Source organism: Cohnella baijiui, from assembly GCF_020731285.1.
In the GTDB taxonomy this organism is placed as follows: domain Bacteria; phylum Bacillota; class Bacilli; order Paenibacillales; family Paenibacillaceae; genus Cohnella.
Genome location: NZ_JAJFOW010000133.1, coordinates 1 through 391 on the forward strand (window position 1 = coordinate 1; position 391 = coordinate 391).

At 51.7% G+C, this 391-nt stretch carries 1 protein-coding gene; it reads left to right on the forward strand.

Going from position 1 to position 391, the window contains the following annotated elements; all coding sequences use genetic code 11:
* A partial coding sequence (locus LKX83_RS31975; RefSeq protein ID WP_227887300.1) for a class II glutamine amidotransferase occupies window positions 1–391 on the forward strand: 391 nt, incomplete at both ends.

Below are 391 nucleotides of genomic sequence, written 5' to 3' on the forward strand. Positions count from 1 at the left end.
CCCCGATGCGCCTCAATTAACTTATTATGGCCTGCATGCCCTACAGCACAGAGGACAGGAAAGTGCCGGAATCTGTGCCTCTGACGGTGAGACGTTCTCGTATCATCGCGGGATGGGGCTTGTTACCGAGGCATTTAACGATAATCAACTGAACCGCATTCATGGCCGTATGGCAATTGGACACGTTCGCTATACGACGGCAGGTGGCAGCTTACTAGAGAACGCCCAGCCGCTCGTATTTAAATATACAGGAGGAAACTTAGCGCTTGCCCATAACGGGAATCTAGTGAATGCGGATCAAATTCGCCACCAGCTAGAGCGCCAGGGTTCAATCTTCCAGACGACAAGTGATACGGAAGTCATTGCGCACTTGATTGCCCGTTCCGGCTAT